Genomic DNA, 22,211 nt, shown 5'->3' with positions numbered 1-22,211 from the left:
TAGTACTAAGGGTTTCAACTTTTTGAGTCCCCTGCGTCTACCAATTTCACCACCCGGGCACGGGAGAGAAGAGCGAGATTATGGCATAGATTTTCCAAACACCTTCCTGTGGCTGAGATTGTGGGTCGACTAGGTTGCTCAATGCCGCAGAGCTGAGATGCTTTGCTTTTTAAGAATGTTTATTAACAATGTTTGAGTAGTGGTTAATGGATGTTCATTTTTAATAAAATAATATAAACTGTTTATATCTTTTAAAAGGGGGTTGATGATGACTTCTATCAAATTAGTTTGGATCGCAGTGTTGAGCCTGCATCGCCGTTTGACAGATGCGTTGTATGTTCCCAGTCAGACTGGGTCACACGCCATGGGCGATCAATACATGGGTGACTATGCCAGCTCGTACGTGGAAAACAACAACTTCCCAGAATCTGCCAGGGCACCTTTCAAGGGCGTTCAAATCCACAGGAAGACCTCTTGATTGAGCTAAACAAACTTGCAATCATGTGTGTTGGGGTGAGACGCAAACCCTCTTGAGGAGCGACAAGCGCGACTTGTGGCACAGTAGTGGTCTATGAATTCAGACATGATTTACCCCACGATCGAAGATGCAGTTGGTAAGACGCCCTTGGTGGCTTTGCAGCGCATAGGCGCTGCCGACCGAGCCCTGCGCGGCAATGTGCTTTTGGGCAAATTAGAGGGCAACAACCCCGCTGGGTCTGTCAAAGATCGACCAGCTTTGTCGATGATTCGGCGTGCTCAGGAGCGCGGCGAGATTCAGCCCGGGGACACCTTGATCGAAGCCACCTCGGGCAACACTGGCATTGCCTTGGCCATGGCGGCGGCCATCAAAGGCTATCGCATGGTGTTGATCATGCCCGAGGACTTGTCAATTGAGCGTGCGCAAACCATGAAGGCTTTTGGCGCCGAGCTCATCCTGACACCGAAGAGCGGCGGCATGGAATACGCCCGCGACTTGGCCGAACGCATGCAAACCGAAGGCAAGGGCCGCATGCTCGACCAATTCGCCAACGAAGACAACCCGCGCATCCATTTTGAGACCACCGGCCCAGAGCTGTGGGAACAAACCCAGGGGCGCATCACACATTTCGTGAGCGCTATGGGCACCACAGGCACGATCACGGGTGTGTCGCGCTTTTTGAAAGAAAAGAACTCGGCCATTCGCATCATTGGTGCGCAGCCTTCGGAAGGCTCGCGTATTCCTGGCATTCGCAAATGGCCGCAAGCGTATTTGCCCAAAATTTACGACCCAAGCCACGTGGACGAGTTGGTCTACGTCAGTCAAGACGATGCCGAAGAGATGTGCCGTCGCTTGGCGCGAGAAGAGGGTATTTTTGCGGGCATTTCGGCCGCTGGTGCCTGCTGGGTGGCTTTGCAAATTGCGCAGCAGGTGGAGAACGCGACGATTGCTTTTATTGTGTGCGACCGCGGCGACCGGTACTTGTCAACAGGGGTGTTTCCCGCATGAACATTGACCTAGAGCTAGACACGCGCGGCCTCAACTGCCCGCTGCCTATTTTGAAAGCAAAAAAGGCGCTGACTGCGATGGAGAGCGGTCAGGTGCTCAAGGTGCTGTCGACCGATACGGGCTCAGTCCGCGACTTTGCTGCGTTTGCCAAGCAGACGGGCAATGCGTTGTTGTCTCAAACCACCGAGGGCAGCGACTTTGTCCACATCCTTAAGCGGCGTTGAATGACGCGATGTTGAGTTGCTCGAGGTAGTCACGGAACTCAGCGCCCACTTCGTGGTTTTCTAAGGCCAACTCGACGCTGGCTTGTAAAAATCCCACTTTGCTGCCGCAATCAAAGCGCTTGCCTTCGTAGGCGTAGGCCAATACTTTTTCGGTGGCCAATAAACCAGCGATGCCATCGGTCAGCTGGATCTCGCCTTGCACACCGCGTCCGCCTGCGCGGATGCGCTCGAACACCGCAGGGGTCAGGATGTAGCGTCCTGCCACGGTGGTGCGCGAGGGGGCAACTTCTGCTTTGGGCTTTTCGACCATCTGCTCAATGTCTACCAAGCGGTTCCCAAGGTCCTTGCCAGCTACCACGCCGTAGCGGTGGACGTGCGCAAGGGGGACATCTTGCACCGCCAGCACCGATGACTGGGTACGGGCAAATACTTCAGCCATCTGCTTCAACACGCCAGGGCCGCCAGCTTTGCCGCGCATCAAATCGTCGGCCAGCAGCACGGCAAAAGGCTCGTCGCCCACCAAGTGCTCGGCGCACAGCACTGCGTGGCCCAAGCCGAGTGCACGCGCTTGGCGCACGTAGACGCACTGCATGTCGTCGGGTTGCACGCTGCGCACGATGTCGAGCAGGGCGAGTTTGCCTGCGGCTTCGAGTTCGGTCTCCAATTCGTAAGCCATGTCGAAGTGGTCTTCGATGGCACGTTTGCTGCGACCCGTGACAAAGATCATTTCTCGAATGCCCGCTTCGTAGGCCTCTTCTACTGCGTATTGGATCAGTGGCTTGTCCACCACCGTCAGCATTTCTTTGGGGCTGGCTTTGGTGGCAGGTAAGAAACGTGTGCCCATGCCTGCCACGGGGAAGACGGCTTTTGTGAGTGGTTTTGTCATGGATTTAAATTCTATGTTTGTGACAATTCTAGGGAATCTTTATGACTTTAATTTGACAATTTGGGCTTGCACCTGGGTCAAAGTGGCGGTGAAATCGGCCACTCGTTTCTTGGCTTCGTCAATCACGGCTGGGGGAGCTTTGGCGACAAAGGCTTCGTTTTTGAGCTTAGCGCCTGCCTTTTCGATTTCGTTTTGTAGCCGTTCCACTTCCTTGCCCAAACGAATCTTTTCGGCAGCCACATCCACTTCGATGAACAAACACGCACGCAACTCGCCAATCACCGCCACAGGCGCGGCTTGTGCGGCAGCTGACCAAGCCGCTTCGTCGTCAAACACTTTGACCTCGCTGAGCTTGGCCAAGGCCTGCAAGACAGGCGCCACGTCTTGCATGAAGGCATGTTCTTGTTCGCTGCCCGCGAGCGCAAACAAAGGCATGCGTGTGGCGGGTGACACACCCATCTCGCCACGCAAGTTGCGACAAGCATCCACCAAGGACTTCACGCGCGCGACATAGGCCTCTGCTTGCGCGTCAATGCGATCAGGCTGGCTCACGGGGTAGGCTGCGATGCTGATGGACGCAGTTGCGTCGCCCGCCTTGGCACGACCCGCCACCACCGCCACGGTTTGCCATAACTCCTCGGTGATGAAGGGTGTGATGGGGTGGGCCAAACGCAGAAGGGTCTCTAGCGTGCGAATCAGGGTGCGGCGCGTGGCGCGTTTCTGAGCGTCGTCGCCTGTGTTGATTTGCACCTTGGCGATTTCCAAATACCAATCGCAGAACTCGTTCCACACAAAGTCGTAAATCGTGTTGGCCACGTTGTCCAGTCGGTACTCGGCAAAGCCTTTGGCCACTTCGGCTTCCACACGTTGCAGCTTAGACACGATCCAGCGGTCGGCTTGACTGAACTTCAAATAGCCATGGGCGGGGCCACCCACCACGCATTCGGCTTTGGTGTGCTCTTTCAAGCCGCAGTCCTGGCCTTCGCAATTCATCAAGACAAAGCGCGAGGCGTTCCACACTTTGTTGCAAAAGTTGCGGTAGCCCTCGCAGCGCTTGCTGTCAAAGTTGATACTGCGGCCCAATGACGCGAGTGCGGCAAACGTAAAGCGCAGCGCATCTGCGCCGTAGGCAGGTATGCCTTCAGGAAATTCTTTTTCGGTCTGCTTGCGCACCTTGGGCGCTGTCTCGGGCTTGCGCAAACCTTGGGTGCGCTTGTCGAGCAAAGGCTCCAAGGTGATGCCATCAATCAAGTCCACCGGGTCCAGCACGTTGCCCTCCGACTTGCTCATCTTCTTGCCTTGCGCATCGAGCACCAGGCCGTGGATGTAGACATGCTTGAACGGCACGCGCCCCGTGAAGTGCGTGGTCATCATGATCATGCGGGCGACCCAGAAGAAGATGATGTCGTAGCCGGTCACTAAAACAGATGATGGCAAATACAAATCGTAATCAGAGGATGCACCATGGCTGCTGCCGTGAGCGTGGGGGGCGTAGGCAGGCGCAGCAACAATCTGAGCATCGCGAAGAGGAGCAAGACTGTCTGCGCCCCCCGCGCTCGCGGCATTAGCCTGCCAGCCTAGCGTGGAGAAGGGGACCAGGGCTGATGAGTACCAGGTGTCGAGCACGTCTTCGTCGCGCTTGAGTGTCTTGCCAGGCGAAACCTTGTCCGCTTGTGCTTGCGCCTCAGCTTCATCACGCGCCACATACACCTTGCCGTCTTCGTCATACCAAGCGGGAATTTGATGGCCCCACCAAAGCTGGCGGCTGATGCACCAGTCTTGGATGTTGTTCATCCATTGGTTGTAGGTGTTGACCCAGTTCTCGGGCACAAAGCTCACTTGGCCAGACTGCACCGCGTCGATGGCTTTTTGCGCAATGCTCTTGCCGGTGGCATCGCCTTTGCCGACTTGGTTCATGGCGACAAACCATTGGTCGGTCAGCATGGGCTCAATCACCTGGCCAGTGCGGGCGCAGCGGGGCACCATGAGTTTGTGTTTTTTCACCTCGACCAAATGGCCTGCGGTTTCTAGGTCGGCGACCACGGCCTTGCGGGCCACGAAGCGGTCGAGACCTCGGTATTTTTCAGGGGCGTTGCTGTTGATGGTCGCGTCTAGGTTCAGCACGCAGATCATCTCTAGCTTGTGACGCTGGCCCACAGCGTAGTCGTTGGTGTCGTGCGCGGGCGTGACCTTCACCACGCCCGTGCCAAAGGCTTTGTCCACATAGTCGTCGGCGATCACGGGGATGGTGCGACCGCACAGGGGCAAATTCACTTGCTTGCCAATCAGTGCGCTGTAGCGCTCGTCTTCGGGGTGCACCATCACGGCCACGTCGCCCAGCAGGGTTTCGGGGCGGGTGGTGGCGACGACCAGGCCTTGAAGGCTGTCGCCGTTGACGGATTGCGGGCCATCGGCAAAGTCATAGCGGATGTGCCACATCGAGCCGTCTTCTTCCTCGCTCTCGACTTCAAGGTCAGACACCGCGCTCATCAGCACGGGGTCCCAGTTGACCAAGCGTTTGCCGCGGTAGATCAGGCCTTGCTCATAGAGCTGCACAAAGGTTTCGGTCACGGTTTGGGACAGCTTGGGGTCCATCGTAAAGTATTCACGGCTCCAGTCCACGCTGTCACCCATGCGGCGCATTTGGTGGGTGATGGTGCTGCCAGATTCCTCTTTCCACTCCCATACTTTGCTGACAAAGTTTTTGCGCGCTTCGGCGGGGCTGGTGCCCATGTCGTGGCGACTGATGCCTTGGGCCTGCAGCTGGCGCTCCACCACGATTTGGGTGGCAATGCCGGCGTGGTCGGTGCCCGGAATCCAGGCGGTGTTGAAGCCCGACATGCGGTGGTAGCGCGTCAAACTGTCCATGATGGTCTGGTTGAACGCGTGGCCCATGTGCAGGGTGCCCGTGACGTTGGGTGGTGGCAGTTGGATGGCAAACGCAGGCGCTTGAGCCAAGGGTGTGCCTGTGCCACGGAAGCCGGCCACACCATAGCCGCGCTTTTCCCACTCGGGGCCCCAATGGGCTTCAAGGGCTGCGGGCTCGAACGATTTGGACAGGCGCTCAAGGCCGGGTTGTTCGAGGTGGGGGGCTGGCGTGTTGCTCATGGGACGTGCTTTAGACAATAGAAAAACGGCATACATCAGCTGCCGCTTGGCCCGGTGGGCAAAAAAACACATTTTACCTAGGGGATGATGCCGCCTCACCCGATAATTCAGGCTTCCTTGCAAAGGCCGCTGTCAACGATGTTGTTCTTACTCTCCCCCGCCAAAGCCCTTGACTACGACACGCCCTCGGGTGACGTGCCTCACACGCAGCCCTTGTTTGTGAAGCAGTCGGCTGAATTGATTGACATCTTGCAAGACAAATCACCGCAAGAGATCGCCAGCTTGATGGATCTCAGTGATGCACTGGCCAGCCTGAATGTGGCGCGCTACCAAGCTTGGAGCCCCAAATTCACGAGCAAAAACGCCAAACAAGCTGTGTTGGCTTTCAACGGCGATGTCTACGAAGGCTTGGACGCTAAAACCCTCAAGCCCAAAGATTTGGATTGGGCGCAAGACCATGTGGCCATTTTGAGTGGCCTGTACGGCGTGCTGCGCCCCCTTGATTGGATGCAGCCTTACCGCCTGGAAATGGGCACCACATTGGCCAACAACAAGGGCAACAACCTGTACAAATTTTGGGGCTCGCAGATCGCCAGTTATTTGAATGAACGCCTGAGCGCCGAGCAAGAACCCATCATCGTCAACCTCGCCTCGCAAGAGTATTTCAAGTCGGTAGACCGCAAAGCCTTGAAGGCCCGCGTGATTGAGTGCGTGTTTGAAGACTACAAAGGCGGCAAATACAAAATCATCAGCTTCAACGCCAAGCGAGCGCGTGGTTTGATGACGCGCTACGCCGTCACCCACCAAGTCAAAACACCCAAGGGCTTAGAAGGCTTCAACCTCGAAGGTTATGCGTTTGATGCCACTGTCTCCGAGCCAGACCGCAAAGTGTTCCGTCGTCAATTGGAGGGAGGCAAATGAGCACCCCTGAGCAATCCCAGCTGGGTAAAACATCGTCGTATGCCGATCAATACGATGCGTCGCTGTTGTTTCCCATACCTCGCCAAGCCAAACGTGACGAAATTGGCGTCACGGGGCAGCCGCCCTTTTTTGGCGCCGACTTGTGGACGGCTTATGAACTGAGCTGGCTCAACACGCGCGGCAAGCCCCAAGTGGCGCTGGCGCGCATCACCGTCCCCGCTGAGTCGACGCACATCGTGGAGAGCAAGTCGTTCAAGCTCTACCTCAACAGCTTCAACAACACCCCGATCGACAACATCAGTGATTTACAAGCCCGTCTGCGCCAAGACCTGAGCTCGGCCATTTGGCATGGCGAGCCCATCCAATCAGGCGTGGGCGTACAGCTGGTGCTGCCCGAGCAGTTTGACCGCGAGCCCATTCACGAGTTAGACGGCTTGAGTTTGGACCGTTTGGATTTGGAATGCGATCAGTACCAGCCCAACCCAGAGCTGCTCACTGCTCATTTCAACGAAGCACCCACCACCGAAACCTTGACGAGCAATTTACTCAAAAGCAATTGTTTGGTCACTGGCCAACCCGACTGGGGCAGTGTGCGTATCCGCTACACCGGCCCACAAATTGACCATGCAGGTTTGCTGCGCTACATCGTGAGTTTTAGAAACCACAACGAGTTTCATGAGCAATGCGTGGAGCGCATCTTCATGGACATCACGCGCCGCTGCCAACCGCTACGCTTAGAGGTGTATGCGCGTTACACCCGTCGGGGCGGGCTCGACATCAACCCCTGGCGCACCAGCCACCCGCAAGCCGTCCCAGCCCATGTGCGAACTGCACGTCAATGATCTTTTCGAGCAACCCTTGGCAACTTAAGCACTGCGAAGCGCTTTGATAAAAAGGTCGGCCATCGCAGGGCAAAACAAAATACCCCGGTTGCTGCTGATCACACGCACAGCATCTGCGGGTGTGCTATGCGCTTTGGCGTAGTCGCCTGATTGCAACTCTTCAAAAGCTTCCGCAATGGCCACGATGCGAGCGCCAATGGGGATCGCGTCGCCTTCTAAGGCATCTGGAAATCCTGTGCCATTGAAGTACTCGTGGTGGGAGCGAATGATGGAGGCCACTTCATTCATATCAGGCAGCGCTCGCAAGGTGGCCTCGCCCATGGTGGTGTGGGTACGGTAGACCTTGGCATCGGCTAGGGGGAGTTCAATGAATTTGGTGTTCAAAACCCGGTCACTCAAGCCAATCTTGCCAATGTCATGGAGCAATCCGGCGATGAAGATGACTTGGCATTCATCTTCCTCCAAGCCAGCCAACTTGGCAATTTTCATGGACAAAGTGGCCACACGGCGAGAGTGCGGCAGCAAGTCGGGTCGGCGCAGCTCCAATAAATTGGAGAACGATTTGATCGACGCCACATAGGCATCGCGCAAATCTTTGGTGCGCTCCTTGACGCGCGATTCGAGGGTGTCCACCATCTCATTGAGCGACTCTTTCTGCGCCTCAGTCAGCGCTTGCAGCCGATCGTGCTCATTGACCAAAGTGCCATACACAATGGCCGATTTGATGGTGCTGAGCAGTTCATCATCATTCCAAGGCTTGGCGATGTAGCGGTAAATCGCGCCTTGGTTGATGGCGTCAACCGCCCCCGTCAAATCCGAAGTCCCAGTCAGCAGCAGCCGCATGGTTTGCGGCCATTCCTGGGTGACTCTTTCGAGTAATTCTGCGCCATCCATGTGAGGCATTTGCATGTCAGAGATGATCACATCGATAGATTGCTTCGCGAGTTGCTCTAAGGCCTGTGCACCGCCCTCAGCCGTGACCACCTCGAAGCCCTCAAGAGACAACATTCTGCGCAGCGCAGACAAAATATTGGGCTCATCGTCCACGCACAACACCTTGTATTGGCTAGCGTCAAATGATTCGTTGGAGGAGGTCATGGTCATCCTTGGGCCACATGGCGTTTGATGGGAAGTGTGATCTTGAATGTCGTGCCAACACCCACCGTGCTGATGGCACTCAGCGTGCCACCGTGTTGCTGAATGATGCTGTGAGAGACAGACAAACCAAGCCCTGTGCCCTTGCCTGGGCCTTTGGTGGTGAAAAAGGGATCAAATATTTTTTCCAAAACAGCGGCGGTCATCCCCGAGCCGTTGTCTTGCACTTCGATCCAAGCTTGTTCCTCGTTGCAATCGGTTTTGATGTGAATCAGGCCTTGCTTGCCTTCGGGCATGGCCTGCGCAGCGTTGACGATGAGGTTTAAAAAAACTTGGTCAATTTGTGAGGGAGAACACTCAATCATTGGCAAGTTGCCCAATGACAAATGCACATCGGCCCGATGTTTGAGTTGATTGCGTGCAATGTTCAGGATCGATTTGAGCCCGACGTGAATGTCTGCGCTCACATAGTTTGTCGAGGCATTGGTGCGGGCATAATCTTTGAGGTCTTGGATGATGATCTTGACGCGTGTCAAGCCCTCGAGTGTTTCGTTCATCAGGGCGTGGACTTCCTCGCGGATGAATGCGTATTTATGCTTTTGCTTGAGAGCTGCCATCTCGCTGGTGTTGACTTCAGGCGCATCCAAGACGCGGTCAAAGATGCCTAAGTACTTTTTCAGCGTGTGAAGGTTCGACGACACGTAACCCACAGGGTTATTGATTTCATGCGCCACACCGGCTGCCAATTCTCCGAGTGAGGCCAGTTTTTCAGATTGCATCAAACGCTGCGTGGCTTCGTCTAACTTGACCTCGATTTGGTGTTCGCGCTGGACCACCACAAAATAACTGCGCCACAAAAAAATGCCCAAAAGAAGGATGCCAGACACCACAGATAGCGCTGACAAGATCAAGGTCTGTTGGCGCAAACCCACCAAATCAGCGTTGTCTAGTTCGCTGTAAGTTTGCACACGCGCCCAACCTAAATCTTGCCCCAGACTCACCTTGTTCCAGGTGGTGATGAATTGCGCATCCTGCACCTGCAAGGTGGCTTCTTGCGTGTCTGGCAGGGTCAAGTGGCTGGGTTCAAAGATCAAGCGCGGCTCTTTTTTGGTGTCGCGTTGGAGGTGGGTCAGGACCTTGCCTGTGAGGTCGGTCAACAAGGCCGATGCCACCTGTTCGTTGGACATGGTTTGTGCGATGCGTGACTCCAAGCCCGCGTAGTCTTTGAGCACCACTTGGTCAGCCACCGCCACCACAAGGCCGTGCGTGAGGTTTTGGGCGGTTTGAAATTTACCTTCCCAGAGGATATTTTTGGATTGGTGATAAGTCGCCAAGCCCGAGCCAATCTGCAGCAGTGCCAATGCCAGCCCAATGAAGAGGGCTGGCTTGATGCTTTTCCAGTCTGAGGTGCTCAGGCGTTGGGACATGTCATGGCGCCATCAAGACCAAAAACTTTTCTAGTTGCAAGGACTCCAAGGGCTTGTAGTGTTTGGCGTACGTCACGGCTTGAGGTTTGCTGAGGTTGATGCCGTCCAGCAGCTTGCGACCCTCTTCGTCTTGTGTGAGCTTGAGCATGGCTTTTAAGAATCGCTCGCGCACAGCGCCAGCAACGGAGGGGTGTGTGGCCACAGGATGCGGGGTGTAGGCCTGTGTTTCAAACAGCACGCGCAATTGTTGGCGCACTTCAGGGGCTTCGTTGTCGAGTGTGTTGTTCACGCCACCGCCAGCGATGGCGTCTTTGCCAATGACGGAGCGGTACACATTGCTGTGTGTTTTCACGAACACAGGATTGGTGTCGATTTTTCGTTTCGCCAACTCAGCGCGTATCAACAGCGAGGCTGCAAATGAGTTGGGCGCTGGAAAGGAAATGTTTTTACCCTTGAGTTCATCCAAGCTCTTAATGGGGCTGTCCGCGCGCACCACCAAGATGCCCGTTAGCAAATCTTCACTATCAGCCAACAGTGGTTGGTACTTTTTCTTTTGGTGCGCTAGCACCGCGTGATATGGGTTGAGAAACACAAACTCTGGCTCGCCTTTGAGCAGTTTTTGTTCAAACTCGGGAATGGTGGAAGACACCCGTAATTCAAAACACAAGCCAGCCTCTTGGCCCACGCGTTGCAGCAAGGGTGACCATGTGGTGTAAATTTTTGCAGCTGTCAGCTGCGGCACCACATCAAAGGTGTAGACCTTGGTGCTGCTTTGCTCTCCCAAGCAGGCTGCGTTGGCCGCACCCGTTGCGAAACATACGAGGGACATAAATCTGCATAAATGTCGTCTGAGCGTGTGCATGTGCAAAGTCCAAAGTTATTGATTTTGTTATTTTCGCCTGAGCTTTGCTTTTATTGCTTTCGATGTAAATCGTCCCTAAACAAGGATTCGGTGTAGGGCTGGGGTGGTGACTCTTCGGTTTGGCTGCTTTGCGCTTGCCAGTCTGCGAGTTTCATCAAAGAACCCACGCGTACGCCGAGCAAACGCAAACGGCGTGAAAGGTCCACGCGCTTGAGGGATTGCCCAGCGGCGGCGCGAATGGCATGGGCTTGGTTGGCATAGGTGCTGAGCGTTTGGTCACGCGTGACGCTTTGAAAGTTGTCGTAACGCAGCTTGATGCCAATGGTTTTACCCACATAGCCTTTGCGCTGCAGATCAGCAGCCACTTGCTCGCAGAGCCTAGTGAAGATGGCGCTCAGTGCCTCGCGGTCGTGCACGGCGTGGAGGTCACGCTCAAACGTCGTTTCGCGGCTGATGCTGACGGGTTCACTGGATGTTTCAATGGCTCGGTCGTCTTTGCCGTGGGCTGCATCGTGCAGCCAAGCACCGTAACTCTTACCAAAGTGCTGCATGAGCCAGACGCGATCACGCTGGGCCAGTTCGCCAATGGTGTGAATGTGGTGTGTGGCTAACTTGGCTTCGGCCTTGGGGCCAATGCCATTGATTTTGCGGCAGGGCAGAGGCCAAATCATGGTTTCCAAATCGTCGATGTGCACGATGGAAATGCCATTGGGCTTGTTGAACTCGCTGGCCATTTTGGCCAGCAGTTTGTTAGGTGCCACGCCGACCGAACAAGTCAGACCGGTGTCCTCAAAGATGGCTTTTTGAATCAACCGAGCCAACACGCGTCCGCCTTCGCGTTGGCCGCCAGGCACCTCGGTGAAGTCGATGTAGACCTCGTCCACGCCCCGGTTTTCGATGCGCGGCGCAATGTCGGTGATGATGGCTTTGAAACGCTGCGAATAATGTCTGTATTGCTCAAAGTCGACGGGCAGCAACAGGGCGTCTGGGCACAGCTTGGCGGCCTTCATCACGCCCATGGCCGAGCCCACCCCAAACTGCCGCGCTGCGTAAGTGGCGGTGGTGATGACGCCGCGCCCGCTGTAGCCTGAGATGCGCGGAAAGAAGTCAAGTGGAATTTCGTGCAGCTTGTCTTGTGACCACGGGTAGTCGGGCTGCGCTTGGCGCAAGCGGCTCAGCATGTCGTCTATGCCGCGGCGACCTCCGCCAATCACCACCGGCAAGCCCTTGAGTTGCGGGTATCGCAGCAGTTCGACGGACGCATAAAACGCATCTATGTCGAGGTGCGCAATACGCCGCATGGGGCTCATATGACCCACCCGTGTCCGTGACTCAAGCCACCGTTCAAGCGGTGGGAAACGTGCCTGGCAGCAAGATGTTGGTGTTCACCTGATGAATGTCGGTGTGGCCACAAAACGCCATCGTCACATCCAGTTCTTTGTGAAGGATTTGCAGCACTTTGCTCACGCCCTCTTCACCCATGGCACCCAAGCCATAAGCCATCGCGCGGCCAATCAACGTGCCGCGTGCCCCCAAGGCCCAAGCCTTGAGCACGTCTTGGCCTGAACGAATGCCGCCGTCCATCCACACCTCAATCTGGTCGCCCACCGCGGCCACGATGGCGGGTAGGGCTTCGATGCTGGACTGCGCACCGTCCAACTGGCGACCGCCGTGGTTGCTGACCACCAGGGCGTCCGCGCCGCTTTGCACGGCCAACTTGGCGTCTTCTACGTCTTGAATACCTTTGAGGATCAGTTTGCCGCCCCATTGCGCTTTGACCCAAGCCACGTCCTCCCACGACAAGCGTGGGTCAAATTGTTCATTGGTCCAAGAGGACAAGGACTTCATGTTGCTCACGCCTTTGACGTGACCCACCAAGTTGCCAAAGGTGTGGCGTTTTGTGCCCGCCATGCCTAAGCACCAACGCGGCTTGGTCATGAGGTTGAGGATGTTGGCGATGGTGGGGCTAGGCGGCGCGGTCAGGCCGTTCTTTAAGTCCTTATGGCGTTGGCCAATGACTTGCAAGTCAAGCGTGAGTACCAAGGCGCTGCACTTGACTTGGCGGGCACGCTCAATCATGTTGGCCATGGCCTGACGGTCGCGCATCATGTAGAGCTGGTAGATGAAGGGAGCCGTTGTGTGCGCGGCCACGTCCTCCATGGAGCAAATGCTCATGGTGGACAAGATGAATGGGATGCCAAATTTTTCAGCGGCACGGGCAGCTTTGATTTCCCCATCTGCGCTTTGCATGCCAGTCAGGCCCACAGGGGCAATGGCCACGGGCATCTTCACATCAAGGCCAACCATTTGGGTCGCGGTGCTGCGGTTTTCCATGTTCACAGCCACGCGTTGGCGGAGCTTGATTTTTTGAAAGTCCGTTTCGTTGGCGCGGTAAGTGCTTTCGGTCCAACTGCCAGAGTCGGCATAGTCATAAAACATGCGGGGCACGCGTTTCTCGGCTAACACGCGTAAATCTTCGATGTTGGTAATCACGGGCATAAAAGGACTCCTGTCTATCAGCCGCATGGTAGCCCGTGGTGCGGCAGAGTGCTGTGAAGAGTGCGACAGCTGGGATGAAAAAAATTAAATCTTAGAACTGCAAGCCCAGCCTCAAGCCCAGGGCTTTGCCATGGGATGAAAAGTGTTGGTTGTCAAAGCCGTTTTTTTGCTGGGCTTGAATGAACTGAAGAATGCTGAAAAGCCCTGCTCCCCAGTCGTGTCGCCAAGCTGCACCGAATTGGCGGGTTTCAATGTAGAAGGGCTGGTCCTGCACATGAAAGCTATCATGCAAAAAAAAATCTCTCGCTGTGTCAAAGGTGGTTTGACTCAAGCCAAAGCAGAGCAAATCCACCGCAGTGACTCTGTGGGCCAGTTCTATGGCAGTCGCGCTCTTTTTTTGAACCACTTTTAAATTGCACCAATATCCTGGGTTCAAGGCGGACCAGCATTCAATGTGTTGATGTTGGATGAGTTGGGTCAGCCTTGCAGTGAGTCTTGGCGTCAATGGGGCACTCAACCCCAGGTACAACATGTCGGCCTTTTGTGGGGCTTCACCGAGGATGTTGGGCTCTGGAAGTTGGGCGCCTTGGTTGGCGCGGATGTATGACAAACGCCCCTCGATGCCCGTCACCAGGTTGAGCACGTTGGCATTGACACCAACTTTGTTATTTTTTGTCACTTTGAAATCGGGGCTCGGAAAGTAATTACCAAACTCTCTTTTTGCATAGTTCAGCGCCAGCGGTCGATACATGCCAATTTGGCTTTGAACCAAATAGTCTCCCCAAGCTTGGTGGGTGAAAATTTGCAAGCCTGGCGCACCACCCGTGACATCTCGAAATCCTTTGGTGACACAAATCGTCTCCACCTCTCGAATCCATCCGCTGTCCGGTTCGTAAGTGCGGCACCAGCTGCTTTTGTAATTGACCACGCCAAATCTCAAGCCCAAGGAGGGCGAAATCATGTGTTGGACCATGGCTTCATCCAGCCTTAAACCCATGGTTTGATCCGCCCGGGACTTCAAGCTCACATGGGTGTCTGAGCTAATGGGCTGATAGCCAATGACGCTGGCAAAAGCAGAGCTGGGCTGGTATTGCCATTTGGTGACTGCATTGGGCAGCAGCAAATTGGTGTTTTGTGCGTTCCAAGGTTGTGGGTCTTTTGCCACAGATGCATCGAGTTGCCAGGTGTCCACGCCAACTTGGAAGATCCAATCCCCAGTGGAGCCATCGGTCATCGCGCTGGCAGAGCTGAGGCAGCCTGCCAACAAAAGGCCCATCACCGCTCGCCTGAGACTTGGTAATCGATCACAAATAGTCTTTACAAAAAACATGCATAGATTTTATGCAATGAAGAGTACTAATTTATTAAAAGATGTTCATGCGCAGTCGTTGATTGACCGCATGGTTGACGTGGAAGACTTGGCTTTAGCCCAGTCGTCGGTGATGACGGGCAATTTGTGCCCTTACCTGCACCGGCGCGGTGCCTCCCAAGGTGTTGCGGGCATTGAGTGAGCCGTGCAGGCTCAAACAGTCGTAGACGTCTTTTTCAATGGCGGGGTGAAAACTTTGCAGCACGTCGAGCGGCAACTCTGACAAGTCGCAGTGGTGGCTGGCAGCCGCCTTGACGGCGTGGGCCACGGTCTCGTGTGCATCGCGAAAAGGCTGGCCTTTTTTTACCAAGTAGTCCGCCAAGTCGGTGGCGGTGGCAAACCCCTTTTTGGCGGCTTCTTCCATGGCTTGGGGGTTGACGGTGATGCCACCTTCTTTTTGACCCGTGCTTGGATTGACTTGCCCGCCCACCATTTCGCTGAAGATGCGCAGTGTGTCTTTGAGTGTGTCTACCGTGTCAAACAAAGGCTCTTTGTCTTCTTGGTTGTCTTTGTTGTAAGCCAGCGGTTGACCTTTCATCAAGGTGATGAGACCCACGAGATGGCCTACCACACGGCCTGTTTTGCCGCGTGCGAGCTCGGGCACGTCGGGGTTTTTCTTCTGCGGCATGATGGACGAGCCGGTGGTGAAGCGGTCGGCAATTCGGATGAAACCAAAGTTTTGGCTCATCCACAAAATCAACTCTTCAGACAATCGGCTGATGTGCACCATGCACAGGCTGGCGGCGGCGGTGAACTCAATGGCGAAGTCGCGGTCGCTCACGCCGTCCAAGCTGTTTTGGCAAACTTGGGGCTCGCCGTGCTCGTCCACCATACCCAAGGTGCGGGCCACGCGTTCGCGGTCCAGCGGATAAGTGGTACCAGCCAAAGCAGCGCTGCCCAAGGGCAGGCGGTTGGTGCGCCGGCGCACGTCGCTCATGCGTTCGGCATCGCGGGCAAACATTTCCACGTAGGCCAAGAGGTGATGCGCAAAGCTCACGGGCTGGGCCACTTGCAAATGGGTGAAGCCGGGCATGATGACTTCGACGTTTTTCTCAGCAACTTGCACGAGTGACTTTTGCAAATCGACCAGTAAGTCGATGATGAGGTCCATCTCGCCGCGCAGCCACAGGCGCACATCGGTGGCCACTTGGTCATTGCGGCTGCGTCCCGTGTGAAGGCGTTTGCCAGCATCGCCCACGAGTTGGGTCAGGCGCGCTTCGATGTTGAGGTGCACATCTTCCAAGTCGAGTTGCCACTCGAACTGGCCTGATTCAATCTCGGTCCAAATTTGCGCCATGCCTTTTTCAATGGCAGCTTGGTCGTCTTGGCCGATGATGCCTTGGTGACCCAGCATTTCGGCATGGGCCAAGCTGCCCGTGATGTCGGCTTGCCACAAGCGCTTGTCAAAGAACACGCTGGCGGTGTAGCGCTTGACCAACTCGCTCATGGGTTCAGAAAACAGGGCGGACCAGGCTTGGGATTTTTTGTCGAGTTGGTTTGTCATAGGTATGAGATTTTATCGGGCTGGCAGCGACTTGTTGCTGAGCTGGGCCTGCTAACATTTGTGGCAACTGATGACGCCACGCACTTGGTGGCCCTGAATAAGCGAGTTTTGTTTTGTCTCAAGCTTCTACCCCTCCCGTGATGTTGACCATCGCCACCCGCGAAAGCCGCTTGGCCATGTGGCAAGCCGAGCATGTCAAATCTTTGTTGGAATCGCGGGGGCACCGCGTCACGCTTTTGGGCATGACCACACAGGGTGACCAAATCTTGGACCGCAGTTTGAGCAAAGTGGGCGGCAAGGGCCTGTTTGTAAAAGAACTCGAAGTCGCGCTCGAGGAAGGCCGAGCCAACTTGGCCGTGCATTCGCTCAAAGATGTGCCCATGGATTTGCCCGAAGGCTTTGACCTCGCTTGTGTGATGACCCGTGAAGATCCGCGCGATGCGTGGGTGTCTTCCACTTATGCGCAGCTCAATGACTTGCCTCAAGGCGCAGTGGTGGGCACGTCTAGCCTGCGCCGCACGGTGTTGCTGCGAGCCTTGCGTCCTGATTTGAGGATCGAGCCTCTGCGAGGCAATCTTGACACCCGTTTGCGCAAGCTCGACGAAGGTCAGTATGACGGCATTGTCTTAGCCGCTGCGGGTTTGAAGCGCTTGGGTCTGGGTGAGCGCATTCGCCACATTTTTGAAATCACCGACATGTTGCCTGCGGCTGGGCAGGGCGCGTTGGGCATTGAGGTGCGCAGCCATCGTCTCGACGTGGCCCAAGCTTTGGCACCGCTTGCCGATGCCGCCACTTGGCTGACGGTGACTGCCGAGCGCGCTGTGAGTCGCGCGATGGGCGGCAGCTGTTCGATGCCTTTGGCTGCACACGCTACCTTGACCGATGGTGTGCTGCATCTGCAGGCCGCATGGGGCGATCCATCGGGCGCGCCCGTGTTGTTGCGGGCTGAGGTGAAGCAAGCCTTGGATGCCGCAGACCCTCAGTCACGCCATGCTGCCAACTTGCTCGGCGAATCGGTGGCTGGTCAGTTGCGCGCCCAAGGCGCCCACTGAGCCTCAGCCTCAGCCATGCGCATCGTCATCACCCGACCCGCAGGCGATGTGCAAGTGTGGGTGAATGCCCTGCAAGCCGCAGGTTATGAGGTGCTGGCCTTGCCTTTGATTGAGGTCAGGTCTGTCGCGCAGCGCCAGCCTGTGACGCAAGCGTGGAACCATTGGGCTGACTTTCAAGCGGTGATGTTTGTCAGCGCCCAGGCTGTGCGCTATTTCTTTGCATCTCGGCCAGGAGCCATGCCTGCAGACGCGCAGTGCGCAGGCGATCCAGCGCAAGCCAGCCCTGCGGCGACCTCAACAGCGTGGGCGGATGGCCCGCGCTGCTGGGCCACGGGTCCTGGCACACACAAAGCCTTGCTGCAAGCCGGCGTTCCCGAGGCATGCATTGACAGCCCGTCTGCCGACGCCGCGCAGTTTGACTCTGAGGCGTTGTGGCAACGTGTCGCTGACCAAGTGCAAGTGAGCAAGCCCGTGTTGATCGTGCGCGGCCAAGATGTGGATGCCCAACCCGAGGCTGCGCTGCATGGCACAGGCCGCGATTGGTTGGCCCAGCAGCTCAATGCGGCAGGCGCATCGGCCCAGTTTGTGGTGGCTTATGAGCGATTCACACCCACTTGGACTCGGCATCAAAAAACAAATGCCATCCACGCTGCAACCGATGGCAGCCTGTGGTGCTTTAGCAGCTCGCAAGCCATTGAAAACCTCGCTCAGCTGTTGCCCACACAAAGTTGGGCCACAACCCGCTGCATCGCCACCCATCCTCGCATTGCCCAAACAGCACAGACTTTGGGTTTTGGTGTGGTGCACATGGCGAAGCCGTCATTGCCAGACGTGCTAGCCTCATTAGAATCGTTGGCATGAAGCCAGAGCAAGACGACACCTACCAACTCCCACCTGGGGGCCCAAAGACGGAGCCCCTTGTCAGCGCCAGTGAGCTCAACAGAGCCGATCGCGTTCACGTCACTGGCCCGAGTCCGTGGTGGATGCGCAGCATCGGCGTCTTGGCCGTCGTGGGTGTTGTGGGTTCGGGTCTGATGTGGGTCAAGCTGTCTGGTATCCAAGAGCAGTTGGCACGTCAAAGCGCCGACTCGGGCAGCCAAGCGACACAGGCCCGCATGACCTCCAAACAAGCTGAAGAGCTGGCGCGCGAAACCGCAGCCCGCTTGTCGGTGACCGATGCCAAGCTGAGCGAAGTGGCCTTGCAGCGCAGCCAACTCGAAGAGTTGATGCAAAGCCTCTCGCGTTCGCGTGACGAAAACTTGGTGGTCGACATTGAGTCCGCGATTCGATTGGCCCAGCAACAGGCCCAACTCACTGGCAGCGTGCAGCCTTTGTTGGCAGCTCTCAACTCGGCCGAGCAGCGTTTGATCAAAGTCGCGCAGCCGCGTTTGGCCCCCGTGCTGCGTGCGGTGACTCGCGACATGGAACGCATCAAGGCCACCGCGGTGGCTGACACACCCGCACTGCTGTTCAAGCTTGATGAGTTGGTGCGCGCGGTGGACCGCTTGCCTTTGCTGAACGCGGTGGGTGTGGTCAACACAGAAAAGCCGCCTCAAGTGGTGCCCGCCACGAGTTGGGCCAAAGCCATCAGCATGGGCTGGTGGGAAAAAGTGATGTCCGATGTGTGGGACGACGCCAAAAACCTGATTCGCGTCAGCCGTATCGACAAGCCCGAGGCCAGCATGCTGGCGCCTGACCAAAGCTACTTTGTGCGCGAAAACCTCAAGCTGCGTTTGCTCAACGCCCGCTTAGGCTTATTGGCCCGTCACTTTGATGTGGTGCAGTCGGACATGAAGCAAGCCAACGACGATTTGGCTCAGTACTTCGACATGCAAACCCGCCAAGGCCAAACCACATTGGCACTGGCGCGGGAGGTGCTGGCACAGTCCAAGCAAATTGAGATTCCGCGCGTGGACGACACCATCGCTGCACTCACCACTGCTGCAGCGGGGCGTTGATATGAAAGCCGCTTTGTGGTTTGTGGCCTTGTTCGGTGTGGCGGTGGCATCAGCCTTGTTTGCTGGGGGAAACCAAAGCACGGTCACGGTTTTTTGGTCACCACACCGTGTGGACCTGTCGCTCAACTTGGTGCTGCTGCTGTTGTTGTTGTTGTTTGTCATGTCGCACTTGGCTTGGCGAGCGATGTCGGGCTTGTTTGAATTGCCCCACCAAGCGCGCCGCTGGCGCTTGCAACAAAAAGAGCGAGCCATGCATGCGGCTTTGTTGGATGCGTTGTCTGAGCTTTGGAGTGGCCGCTATGTGCGCGCCGTCAAGTCAGCTGAAAAAGCGTTGGCATTGGAAGCTTTGCTGACCTCGGTGCGCACCGCCGACGATGCGCCTTTGAAATACACACAACAGCTGCGTGCTTTGTCGCATTTGGTGGCGGCAGAAAGCGCTCACGCCCTGCGTGACCGCGATGCCCGAGGCGCGCATCTGCAAGCGGTGATGGCCTTGGGGAACGATCCACAAGACAAGGCGGTGCAAGCCGCTTTGGAGTCGGCCTCTCTGGGTGCTGCCCGCTGGGCCTTGAGCGACCATGATGCGCCCGAAGCTTTGCGCTATTTGGATGGCCTGGGGCAGGGCCCCTCGCGCCGCATCTTGGCGCTTCGCATGCGCCTCAAAGCCACACGTTTGGACCAGCAGCACACCTTGGCCTTGGATGCCGCGCGGTTGTTGGCCAAGCATGGTGCGTTCTCAGCGACGGCTGCTCAAAGTTTGTTACGCGAGCTGGCCTTAGCCAGCTTGAACGAAGCCCACGACAGCGCGCAGTTGCAAGGCGCTTGGGATGGTCTAGAAGACGCCGAGCGCAGCCAACCTGAAGTGGTGCTTCACGCCACCCAGCGCATGCTCAAACTGAGCGGCGAAGCCGCCGCTGTCATGCCTTGGCTTACGCCCATGTGGAACCGCATGGTGCAGCAACCTGACAGTTGCACGCCTGCCATCCGTGAACGCGTGGCCCAAACTTTGGCGCGTGTACTCGTGATGCTGCCTGCCGACCTTGAATGGCTGGCCAGTATCGAACGCGCCCGTCAAACTTATCCACGTTGGGTGGAACTGCAGTATTTGGCTGGCGTGGTGTGCTGGCATCACGCCTTGTGGGGCAAGGCGCAGCAGATACTGGAGCAAGCCGCACCTCAACTCAACAATGCCGACATGCAGCGGCACGCTTGGCGAACCTTGGCTCATTTAGCTGAGCAAAAGGAAGACCAAGCGCGTGCCCAGTTGTGTTGGAAGCGTGCCGCGCAAGTAGCTGCATAAACAGCTAGCGTGTTTGCTTGACTGGCAAGGGGGCGTGCAAAGCATCGCACCACCCCTTGCAGGGCGCTGGCGGTTTACAGATCCTTGCGTGTTTCAACCAAGACCAGGGGACCTTCATCCAAGATCACCAGCGGTGGTCGTTCACGAGGCACATGCACAGGCTTAGGTTCGGCTGCAATGGCGGCTTGCACGGCAGCGATGCTGTCTGGATTGGAATTGACCCATTCCAAACCGCTGCTTTGGGCAATTGCTTGAATCTCGGCCAATGGCAAGGAGAACGATTGAATGAGCGGCATGCCTTGGCGCTTTGAACGCTCTGGGCTGTCACCGTGCGCTTCGCGTCGCGCGCGTGATTCACGCGGTTGACGTGGCTGATGTGGCTCATCGGACGGGTGTGTTTCGTGTGTCTGATGTGGGGCTTGTTCATCAGACGCAGGGTCATGCGCAGCGAGATTGAGCTCGGCTTGTTCAGGCGTGCTTTCATCTCGCGGTCCGCGCTCGCCACGCTCACGGCGGTCACGGCCGTAGCGGTCGCGCGAGCGGCGCTCACGACGTTCACCACTGTTGTCGTCGGTTTGTGGTGCTTGGACTTCTGCGCCTGTCGCATTGTCAAGTGGCAAGGCTTCTGGGTTACCGTTTTCGTCTAAACGAGGGGCGCGTTCGCGTCGGCCATCGTTGCGTTCGCCACGTGGACTGCGTTCGCGACGACCTTGGCCACCTTCACCACGCTCACCACGCTCTGAACGTTCAGCGCGGGGTTCGCGTGGATCGTTACCGTCTTGAGCGCTTTCGCCGCGCTCTTCGCGGGCCATGCGTTCGTTGCGTGCTTTGGCGCGAGCTTCGGCTTGGGCTTCAGGGGAGGCGTTGGTGTCGATGGCGGTTTGCCCTTCGAGTTGGCGGCCCTCACTCGAGCGGCCTTCGCTGCGTCCACCGCGGTTGCGGTCTTGGCGTGGGCCACGGGCTTCACGACCCCCTTCGCTGCGAGTTCCCTCGTTGCGTGACTCCGCATTGCGCTCACCACGCTCTGCACGCTCGCCACGGGCTGGGCGTTCGCCACGGTTCTCAACGCCATCGGCGTTGCGCTCATTGCGGCCTTCGGCGTTGCGTCCCTCTGGACGACGCGAGCTGGCCTTAGCCAGCTTGAACGAAGCCCACGACAGCGCGCAGTTGCAAGGCGCTTGGGATGGTCTAGAAGACGCCGAGCGCAGCCAACCTGAAGTGGTGCTTCACGCCACCCAGCGCATGCTCAAACTGAGCGGCGAAGCCGCCGCTGTCATGCCTTGGCTTACGCCCATGTGGAACCGCATGGTGCAGCAACCTGACAGTTGCACGCCTGCCATCCGTGAACGCGTGGCCCAAACTTTGGCGCGTGTACTCGTGATGCTGCCTGCCGACCTTGAATGGCTGGCCAGTATCGAACGCGCCCGTCAAACTTATCCACGTTGGGTGGAACTGCAGTATTTGGCTGGCGTGGTGTGCTGGCATCACGCCTTGTGGGGCAAGGCGCAGCAGATACTGGAGCAAGCCGCACCTCAACTCAACAATGCCGACATGCAGCGGCACGCTTGGCGAACCTTGGCTCATTTAGCTGAGCAAAAGGAAGACCAAGCGCGTGCCCAGTTGTGTTGGAAGCGTGCCGCGCAAGTAGCTGCATAAACAGCTAGCGTGTTTGCTTGAC

The 22,211-nt window shown here is 56.8% G+C and carries 18 protein-coding genes and 1 pseudogene; 9 read left to right on the top strand and 10 right to left on the bottom strand.

Annotated elements, in window-relative coordinates:
• Positions 1-583: 583 nt before the first annotated feature.
• On the top strand, positions 584-1,486 hold the full coding sequence (cysM, locus tag V7Q41_RS01130; RefSeq protein ID WP_333841685.1) for a cysteine synthase CysM: 903 nt from the start codon (positions 584-586) through the stop codon (positions 1,484-1,486).
• On the top strand, positions 1,483-1,710 hold the full coding sequence (locus V7Q41_RS01125; RefSeq protein ID WP_333841683.1) for a sulfurtransferase TusA family protein: 228 nt from the start codon (positions 1,483-1,485) through the stop codon (positions 1,708-1,710). Before cysM ends, V7Q41_RS01125 begins: the two co-directional genes overlap by 4 nt.
• Here V7Q41_RS01125 and galU read toward each other — a convergent pair.
• Both galU and V7Q41_RS01115 read right to left on the bottom strand, forming a co-directional pair.
• Entirely contained in the window at positions 1,697-2,596 is a 900-nt protein-coding gene (galU, locus tag V7Q41_RS01120) for a UTP--glucose-1-phosphate uridylyltransferase GalU (protein ID WP_333841681.1), read from the bottom strand. The two genes, V7Q41_RS01125 and galU, sit on opposite strands and share 14 nt — an antisense overlap.
• 39 nt (positions 2,597-2,635) lie before the next feature.
• The gene (locus V7Q41_RS01115) at positions 2,636-5,704 is read right to left on the bottom strand and encodes a valine--tRNA ligase (RefSeq protein ID WP_333841679.1); all 3,069 of its coding nucleotides are present in this window, start codon (positions 5,702-5,704) and stop codon (positions 2,636-2,638) included.
• A gap of 138 nt (positions 5,705-5,842) precedes the next feature.
• On the opposite strand from V7Q41_RS01115, the gene yaaA reads away from it, so the two are divergent.
• Positions 5,843-6,625, top strand: a complete 783-nt coding sequence (gene yaaA / locus V7Q41_RS01110) for a peroxide stress protein YaaA (protein ID WP_333841677.1) — start codon at positions 5,843-5,845, stop codon at positions 6,623-6,625.
• Positions 6,622-7,467: an NADPH-dependent 7-cyano-7-deazaguanine reductase QueF gene (queF, locus tag V7Q41_RS01105; RefSeq protein ID WP_333841675.1), complete on the top strand. Its 846-nt coding sequence runs from the start codon at positions 6,622-6,624 to the stop codon at positions 7,465-7,467. The genes yaaA and queF overlap by 4 nt, the downstream gene beginning before the upstream one ends.
• Positions 7,468-7,491: 24 nt before the next feature.
• Here queF and V7Q41_RS01100 read toward each other — a convergent pair whose 3' ends face one another.
• The 7 genes from V7Q41_RS01100 to argH form a co-directional block, all read right to left on the bottom strand.
• Complete coding sequence (locus V7Q41_RS01100; protein ID WP_333841673.1) at positions 7,492-8,565, bottom strand: HD domain-containing phosphohydrolase; 1,074 nt, start codon at positions 8,563-8,565, stop codon at positions 7,492-7,494.
• A gap of 2 nt (positions 8,566-8,567) precedes the next feature.
• Positions 8,568-9,989 (bottom strand): sensor histidine kinase, encoded by a 1,422-nt coding sequence (locus tag V7Q41_RS01095; protein WP_333841671.1) that lies wholly within the window; start codon positions 9,987-9,989, stop codon positions 8,568-8,570.
• 1 nt (position 9,990) lies between these two features.
• The gene (locus tag V7Q41_RS01090; protein ID WP_333841669.1) at positions 9,991-10,818 is read right to left on the bottom strand and encodes a phosphate/phosphite/phosphonate ABC transporter substrate-binding protein; all 828 of its coding nucleotides are present in this window, start codon (positions 10,816-10,818) and stop codon (positions 9,991-9,993) included.
• A gap of 83 nt (positions 10,819-10,901) precedes the next feature.
• Positions 10,902-12,161, bottom strand: coding sequence for a DNA polymerase IV (dinB, locus tag V7Q41_RS01085; RefSeq protein ID WP_333841667.1), 1,260 nt, complete (start codon positions 12,159-12,161; stop codon positions 10,902-10,904).
• A gap of 34 nt (positions 12,162-12,195) precedes the next feature.
• A complete protein-coding gene (locus tag V7Q41_RS01080) occupies positions 12,196-13,350 on the bottom strand; it encodes an alpha-hydroxy acid oxidase (protein ID WP_333841664.1) in 1,155 nt (384 codons plus the stop codon).
• A gap of 91 nt (positions 13,351-13,441) precedes the next feature.
• Positions 13,442-14,626, bottom strand: a complete 1,185-nt coding sequence (locus V7Q41_RS01075; RefSeq protein ID WP_333841661.1) for a hypothetical protein — start codon at positions 14,624-14,626, stop codon at positions 13,442-13,444.
• Between the two features lie 148 nt (positions 14,627-14,774).
• On the bottom strand, positions 14,775-16,223 hold the full coding sequence (gene argH, locus V7Q41_RS01070) for an argininosuccinate lyase (RefSeq protein ID WP_333841659.1): 1,449 nt from the start codon (positions 16,221-16,223) through the stop codon (positions 14,775-14,777).
• A gap of 140 nt (positions 16,224-16,363) precedes the next feature.
• Between argH and hemC the strand changes: the two genes are divergently transcribed.
• Genes hemC through V7Q41_RS01050 form a run of 4 tightly spaced genes read left to right on the top strand, consistent with a single transcriptional unit; the run spans position 16,364 to position 20,533 of the window.
• Positions 16,364-17,275 (top strand): hydroxymethylbilane synthase, encoded by a 912-nt coding sequence (hemC, locus tag V7Q41_RS01065; RefSeq protein WP_333841692.1) that lies wholly within the window; start codon positions 16,364-16,366, stop codon positions 17,273-17,275.
• Positions 17,276-17,290: 15 nt separating this feature from the next.
• Positions 17,291-18,136 (top strand): uroporphyrinogen-III synthase, encoded by an 846-nt coding sequence (locus V7Q41_RS01060; RefSeq protein ID WP_333841657.1) that lies wholly within the window; start codon positions 17,291-17,293, stop codon positions 18,134-18,136.
• Positions 18,133-19,233: a uroporphyrinogen-III C-methyltransferase gene (locus V7Q41_RS01055; protein ID WP_333841655.1), complete on the top strand. Its 1,101-nt coding sequence runs from the start codon at positions 18,133-18,135 to the stop codon at positions 19,231-19,233. The genes V7Q41_RS01060 and V7Q41_RS01055 overlap by 4 nt, the downstream gene beginning before the upstream one ends.
• A 1-nt stretch (position 19,234) precedes the next feature.
• A complete protein-coding gene (locus tag V7Q41_RS01050; protein WP_333841652.1) occupies positions 19,235-20,533 on the top strand; it encodes a heme biosynthesis protein HemY in 1,299 nt (432 codons plus the stop codon).
• A gap of 74 nt (positions 20,534-20,607) precedes the next feature.
• On the opposite strand, the pseudogene V7Q41_RS13325 reads toward V7Q41_RS01050, so the two are convergent.
• Positions 20,608-20,832: pseudogene (locus tag V7Q41_RS13325) on the bottom strand (hypothetical protein); the annotation flags it as partial.
• Positions 20,833-21,634: 802 nt separating this feature from the next.
• Here V7Q41_RS13325 and V7Q41_RS01040 point away from each other — a divergent pair.
• Entirely contained in the window at positions 21,635-22,189 is a 555-nt protein-coding gene (locus tag V7Q41_RS01040) for a heme biosynthesis protein HemY (RefSeq protein WP_333841647.1), read from the top strand.
• The last annotated feature ends 22 nt before the right edge of the window (positions 22,190-22,211 follow it).

It is taken from the genome of Limnohabitans sp., assembly GCF_036804465.1.
Classification (GTDB): Bacteria; Pseudomonadota; Gammaproteobacteria; order Burkholderiales; family Burkholderiaceae_C; genus Limnohabitans.
The sequence above is the reverse complement of the archived record's forward strand: the minus strand, read 5'-3'. Positions and strand labels throughout refer to the sequence as shown.